Genomic DNA, 5,519 nt, shown 5'->3' with positions numbered 1-5,519 from the left:
GGCGCGCGCCAAGGCCGCCGCCCTCGACCAGGACGCCGAGCGCCGGCACGTCGAGGTGATGGGTGGTCTCGAGGAGAAGCGCAGCAGCCTGGAGCGCAAGATCGAGGAGCTGCGCACCTTCGAGCGCGAGTACCGCACGCGGCTGCGGTCCTACCTCGAGTCGCACCTGCGCGACCTGGACAGCCGCGGCTCGGCCGAGCCCGCCGCCGCCGGCCGGCAGAACCAGCACGCCAGCGCCTGAGGCAGCACGACGGAGGCCCCGGACCACACGGTCCGGGGCCTCCGTCGTCCCGTGACGTGCTGGGACGGCCTCCTGCAGGGTCCCGGCTCGAGCCTGCGGGTGCCGGGGAGCAGGAGGTCCTTCAGCCCTTGACGCTCCCGGCCAGCAGGCCACGCACGAAGTAGCGCTGCAGGGCGAGGAAGACGATCAGCGGCACGATCATGGCGATGAACGCCCCGGCCGAGAGCAGGAACCAGTCGGCGCCCCGGCTGCCCACCATCTCGGCCAGCCGCACGGTGAGCGGGACGACGTCCGGGGCGCCGCCGGCGAAGGTGAGTGCCACGAGCAGGTCGTTCCAGACCCACAGGAACTGGAAGACGCCGAACGCGGCGATCGCCGGCGTCAGCAGCGGCAGCAGCACCTGGAAGAAGATCTTCACGTGGCCGGCGCCGTCCATGCGCGCGGCCTCGACCAGCGACGCCGGGATGTCCTTCATGAAGTTGTGCAGCAGGAAGATCGCCAGCGGCAGCGCGAAGATCGAGTGGGCCAGCCAGACGGTCCAGAACGACCCTTCGATGCCCACGTCGACGAAGAGGCTCAGCAGCGGGATCAGCGTGACCTGGATCGGCACCACCTGCAGCGAGAACACGGCGACGAACAGGATGTTGCGGCCCCGGAACTTGATCCACGCGAAGGCGTAGGCGGCCAGCAGTGCCAGGGTGATCGGGATGATCACCGCCGGCAGCGTGATGACCAGGGAGTTGACGAAGAGCTCCGCGAAGTTCGTCTGCCCGCCGTAGAGCACCTGGTTGTAGTTGTCGAGGGTGATCTGCGGGTCGGTGAACCACGTCCACCAGCCCGAGCGGCGGATGTCGAGCTCGGGCCGGAACGAGGTGACGAGCAGGCCCAGGGTCGGCACCGTCCACAGGATCGCGATGACGATGGCGATCGCGGACGCGGCGGGGGAGGTGAGCCGGTTCTTGGCCCGGGCGGCCCGGCGGTGCACCCGGCCACGCGTGTCGATCTCCCCGGGCACCGGGGCCATGACGGGGGTCGTCGTCGTCATCGGATCTCCTCCGACAGCCGCAGCTGCCGCACGTTGTAGGCGATGATCGGGATCACCAGCACGAACAGCAGCACGGCCAGCGCGGCGCCCAGCCCGAAGTTGAACTGGCGGAACGACTGGACGTAGAACTCGTTGGCCACCACGCTGGTGTTGAAGTTGCCGCCGGTCATCGTGCGGACGATGTCGAAGACCTTGAGCGTGACGATCGCGATCGTCGTGAGCACGACGACGAGGGCGGGGCGGATGCTCGGCACGGTGACGTAGCGGAACATCTGGAAGCCGCTGACCCCGTCGAGCCGGGCGGCCTCGATGATGTCGTCGGGGATGGCCTTGATCGCCGCCGACAGCACCGTCATGGCGAAGCCGGCCTGGATCCAGATCATCACCACGATCAGGTAGAGGCTGTTCTGCGGCGCATCGAGCAGGAACTGCTGCGGGTCGATGCCCACGGTGACCAGCAGCTGGTTCAGCAGGCCGATCTGGTTGACCCCCGGTTGGTCGGGCCGGAACTCGTAGACGAACCGCCAGATGACGCTGGCGGCGACCATCGAGATGGCCATGGGCAGGAAGATGAGCGCCTTGGCGAGGGCCTCGAACCGCGTGCGGTCGACCAGGTAGGCGTACACCAGCCCGAGACCCGTGGTCACGATCGGGACCACGAGCACCCACAGCGCGGTGTTGCGCAGGACGGTCTGGAAGCCGTCGTTGGTGAAGACGGTGGCGTAGTTGCCGAACCCGACGAACTCGGACCCGTCCCTGTTGTAGAACGACGCGCGGACCGTCTCCAGGGCCGGGTACACCAGGCCGACGAGCAGCAGGAGGGCGGTCGGCCCCAGGAACGCCGCGACGACCACCCAGTTCGGCACCCGCCGGGGCCGGTCGGCGGCCAGCAGGATCGCGCCCATCACCACCGTGAACAGCAGGATGGCGAACCCCATCAGGGCGAACTTGTGCCCCGCCGACTCCGTTTCCAGGAACCACTCCACCGGTTACGACCTCTCCCTCGACGGCGCAGTACCGGGGGATCGCAGCGCTGCGACCCCCCGGCCTCCGGGATGCGGGTGCGGACCGGCGCCGGCCACGCCGGCGCCGGTCCGCGGGTTGATCAGGACTCCGGCCAGGCGTTCTCGACCGCGGTGAGCGCCGCCTCGCTGGACTTGTCCGAGGCGATCCACTCGGTCAGCTGCGTCCACAGCTCACCGGCGCCGATCTCCCCGGGCATCAGGTCCGAGCCGTCGAACCGGAACACCGCTTCGGGGTCCTGGAACAGCTCGGCGGACAGCTGGTCGATCGGCGACACGAGGTTGTCGATCTCCAGACCCGTGTTGGCGCTCACCCAGCCGGGGCCGGAGACCTGGGCCTTGATGTTGGCCCACTCCGGGGAGGACAGGTAGGTCTGGAACGCCTGGGTGGCCGGGTCGTCGTTGAACGCCGCGGTGAACTCGCCACCGCCGAGGACCGGCGGGGTGCCGGCGTCGCCGATGGGGGGCAGCGGGAAGGCGAACACGTCGCCGTCCTCGCCCACCTCGGTGCCGTCCGGCCAGTTCGCCTGGTAGAAGGAGGCCTGCCGGTGCAGCCAGCAGTTGCCGTCGAGGATCGGCAGCCCGGCGTCACCGAACTCGGTGGTGGCGATGGACTGGACCTCGCCCAGGCCACCGTTGACGAACTCCGGGTTCTTCAGGATCTCGCCGACGGTGTTCAGCGCCTCGACGATCTGCGGGTCGTCGAACGGGATCTCGTGGTTGACCCACTGGTCGTAGACCTCGGGGCCGGCCGTGCGGAGGACGACGTCCTCGAGCCAGTCGGTGGCCGGCCAGCCGGTGGCCTCACCGGAGCCGATGCCGGCGCACCACGGCTTGGCGCCGGTGGCGGCGATCTCCTCGGAGAGGGCGATCATCTCGTCCCAGGTCTGGGGGATCTCGTAGCCGGCCTCCTCGAACATCGAGGGCGAGTACCAGACGAAGCTCTTGGCGTTCGCGCCGAGCGGCGCGGCGTAGAAGGTGCCGTCGACGCTGCCGTACTCCTTCCAGCTCTCGTCCCAGTACTCGTCGGTGTTCGACTCGACCTGCTGGGGAGCGGGGACGACGGCGCCGGTGCCGACCAGGGTGGCGAGCAAGCCGGGCTGCGGGATGTAGGCGATGTCGGGTGCGTTCCCGCTCTGGACGCGCACGACCAGCTGGGCCTCGAACTCGCGGGAGCCCTCGTACTGCACGTCGACCCCGGTGCACTCCTCGAACGGCACGTAGGAGTCGATGTGCGGCTGGTCCTCCGGGTCGGTGATCGAGGTGTAGACGGTGACCGTCTCACCCTCCAGGTCGCCGAACTCCTCGTAGGGCGCGCAGTCGATCTCCGTGTCCGCGGCCGCCGCGCCGCCGCCGTTGCCACCACCGTCGATCTCGTCGGCGCCGCACCCGGTGAGCAGGAGCGTCAGCCCCAGCCCGCCGGCCAGGGCCGCTGCCCCGCGGCCCCTCGCACGCTTGCTCATGTGGTCCCCTCCAGACTCCTGCGGCTCCGTCGCCGCATCGTGTGACCAGCGCCGACACCCCATCGCGGGTCCGGCCGCCACATCCGTCCGGCGACAGTAGCCGCGCGGGAGACCCCCGGCGGCAACGTTGCCGTAACGGTTGTGCCGCATCCGAAGGGGCGGTAGCCCGTTCGGGTACGGGTGCGCCGGGGAGCATATGGGAGCGCTCCCACGGTGTCCCGCCCTCGGTGCACGATCGGGGGAGAAAACCGTCCTCACCGGGTGATCCGGGCGGGGACGGCGGCGACGTCCTGGTGGTCGCGGGGCCACCGGGCGTGCCACAGTGACGCCACCGTTCGGCGCAGGAAGGGACCCATGGCCGCCATCACGTTCGACCACGCCACGCTCGTCTACCCCGGCGCGACCCGCCCATCGGTCGACGCGCTGGACCTCGAGATCGCCGACGGCGAGTTCCTGGTGCTGGTCGGCCCGTCCGGCTGCGGCAAGTCGACGTCGCTGCGGATGCTGGCCGGCCTCGAGGAGGTCACGGACGGCACCATCCGGGTGGGCGACCGGGACGTCACGCACCTGCCGCCGAAGGACCGCGACATCGCGATGGTGTTCCAGAACTACGCCCTCTACCCCCACATGACGGTGGCCGAGAACATGGGCTTCGCCCTGAAGATCGCGGGGGTGCCCAAGGAGGAGCGGCGGACCCGCGTCGAGGAGGCCGCCCGCATCCTGGACCTCGAGCCCTACCTCGACCGCAAGCCCAAGGCGCTCTCGGGCGGTCAGCGGCAGCGCGTCGCGATGGGGCGGGCCATCGTGCGCCAGCCGCAGGTGTTCCTGATGGACGAGCCGCTGTCCAACCTCGACGCCAAGCTGCGGGTGCAGACCCGCACCGAGATCGCCGCCCTGCAGCGGCGGCTCGGCGTCACGACGGTGTACGTCACGCACGACCAGGTCGAGGCGATGACGATGGGGGACCGCGTCGCGGTGCTCAGCGAGGGCGTCCTCCAGCAGGTCGACACGCCGCGCAACCTCTACGACAAGCCGGCCAACGTGTTCGTCGCGGGCTTCATCGGCTCGCCGGCGATGAACATCGTCCCGGTGACCCTGACCGAGGGTGGCGCGCAGGTCGCCGGCCACACCGTCCCGCTGCCGCGCGAGGCGCTGTCGGTGCTCGCCCGCGAGGGGGGCGACGCGGCCACGCTGGGGTTCCGCCCGGAATCGGTGGAGTTCGTGGCCGCGGGCGAGGGCATCCCGGTCGAGGTCCTGATCGTCGAGGAGCTGGGCTCGGACGCCTTCGCCTACGGCCGGCTGGCCGCGGGGGAGGCCGGCGACGAGGGCCGGCAGCTGGTGCTGCGGGCCGACCCGCGTCGCCCGCCCATGAAGGGCGAGGTCGTGCACGTCGCGATCCGGCCCGGTGAGGCGCACCTGTTCTCCGCGGTGACCGGGCTCCGGGTCACCCAGACCCCCGGCTGACACCTCCCGGACCCGGGGGCGTCCAGCGGCGCCCCCGGCCGGCCGCGCCCTACAGTCCCTGCTGTGATCGCGATCGCCGCGCTGCTGGTGCTGCTGGGCCTCGGGCTCTTCGTCGGCGGTCTGCTCACCGGGAGCACCGCGCTGTACTGGGCCTGCGTGGCGGCGTGCGTCGTCGCCGCGGGGGTCCTCGTCGTCGCGCGCGGCGATCTGCCGGCGCGTGGAGCCGCCGGCGGGCGTGCCCGCGGCGGGCCGCAGCGGGTCGACGGCGGCCGGCTCCGGCACCG

The 5,519-nt window shown here is 70.9% G+C and carries 5 protein-coding genes and 1 pseudogene; 3 read left to right on the top strand and 3 right to left on the bottom strand.

The annotated features are described in order from the left end of the window. A pseudogene (locus tag E9565_RS21485) lies at positions 1-241 on the top strand (cell division protein DivIVA); the annotation flags it as partial. Positions 242-362: 121 nt separating this feature from the next. Here E9565_RS21485 and E9565_RS21480 read toward each other — a convergent pair. The 3 genes from E9565_RS21480 to E9565_RS21470 all read right to left on the bottom strand — a co-directional run bounded on the left by E9565_RS21480 (position 363) and on the right by E9565_RS21470 (position 3,771). After that, complete coding sequence (locus E9565_RS21480; RefSeq protein WP_236828793.1) at positions 363-1,286, bottom strand: carbohydrate ABC transporter permease; 924 nt, start codon at positions 1,284-1,286, stop codon at positions 363-365. Next, on the bottom strand, positions 1,283-2,272 hold the full coding sequence (locus E9565_RS21475) for a carbohydrate ABC transporter permease (RefSeq protein ID WP_236828792.1): 990 nt from the start codon (positions 2,270-2,272) through the stop codon (positions 1,283-1,285). The genes E9565_RS21480 and E9565_RS21475 overlap by 4 nt, the downstream gene beginning before the upstream one ends. Before the next feature lie 119 nt (positions 2,273-2,391). Then, positions 2,392-3,771 carry an ABC transporter substrate-binding protein gene (locus E9565_RS21470; protein WP_236828791.1) on the bottom strand — a complete coding sequence of 460 codons (1,380 nt, stop codon included), beginning with the start codon at positions 3,769-3,771 and terminating at the stop codon, positions 2,392-2,394. A gap of 354 nt (positions 3,772-4,125) precedes the next feature. Between E9565_RS21470 and E9565_RS21465 the strand changes: the two genes are divergently transcribed. Beyond that, the gene (locus E9565_RS21465; protein ID WP_236828790.1) at positions 4,126-5,235 is read left to right on the top strand and encodes an ABC transporter ATP-binding protein; all 1,110 of its coding nucleotides are present in this window, start codon (positions 4,126-4,128) and stop codon (positions 5,233-5,235) included. A gap of 63 nt (positions 5,236-5,298) precedes the next feature. Then, positions 5,299-5,519, top strand: a 221-nt coding sequence (locus E9565_RS21460; RefSeq protein WP_236836690.1) for a hypothetical protein, incomplete at its 3' end; no start/stop codon positions are given.

This window comes from Blastococcus sp. KM273129, assembly GCF_021698995.1.
Lineage (GTDB): Bacteria > Actinomycetota > Actinomycetes > Mycobacteriales > Geodermatophilaceae > Blastococcus.
Note: the sequence above shows the minus strand (reverse complement) of the source record. Positions and strands in the feature narration are given on the sequence as shown.

What these genes read in the sequence shown, in the direction of transcription:
- E9565_RS21480 (WP_236828793.1), bottom strand. Translation starts at nt 1,286, where the DNA reads ATGACGACGACGACCCCCGTCATGGCCCCGGTGCCCGGGGAGATCGAC.
- E9565_RS21470 (WP_236828791.1), bottom strand. Translation starts at nt 3,771, where the DNA reads ATGAGCAAGCGTGCGAGGGGCCGCGGGGCAGCGGCCCTGGCCGGCGGG.
- E9565_RS21465 (WP_236828790.1), top strand. Translation starts at nt 4,126, where the DNA reads ATGGCCGCCATCACGTTCGACCACGCCACGCTCGTCTACCCCGGCGCG.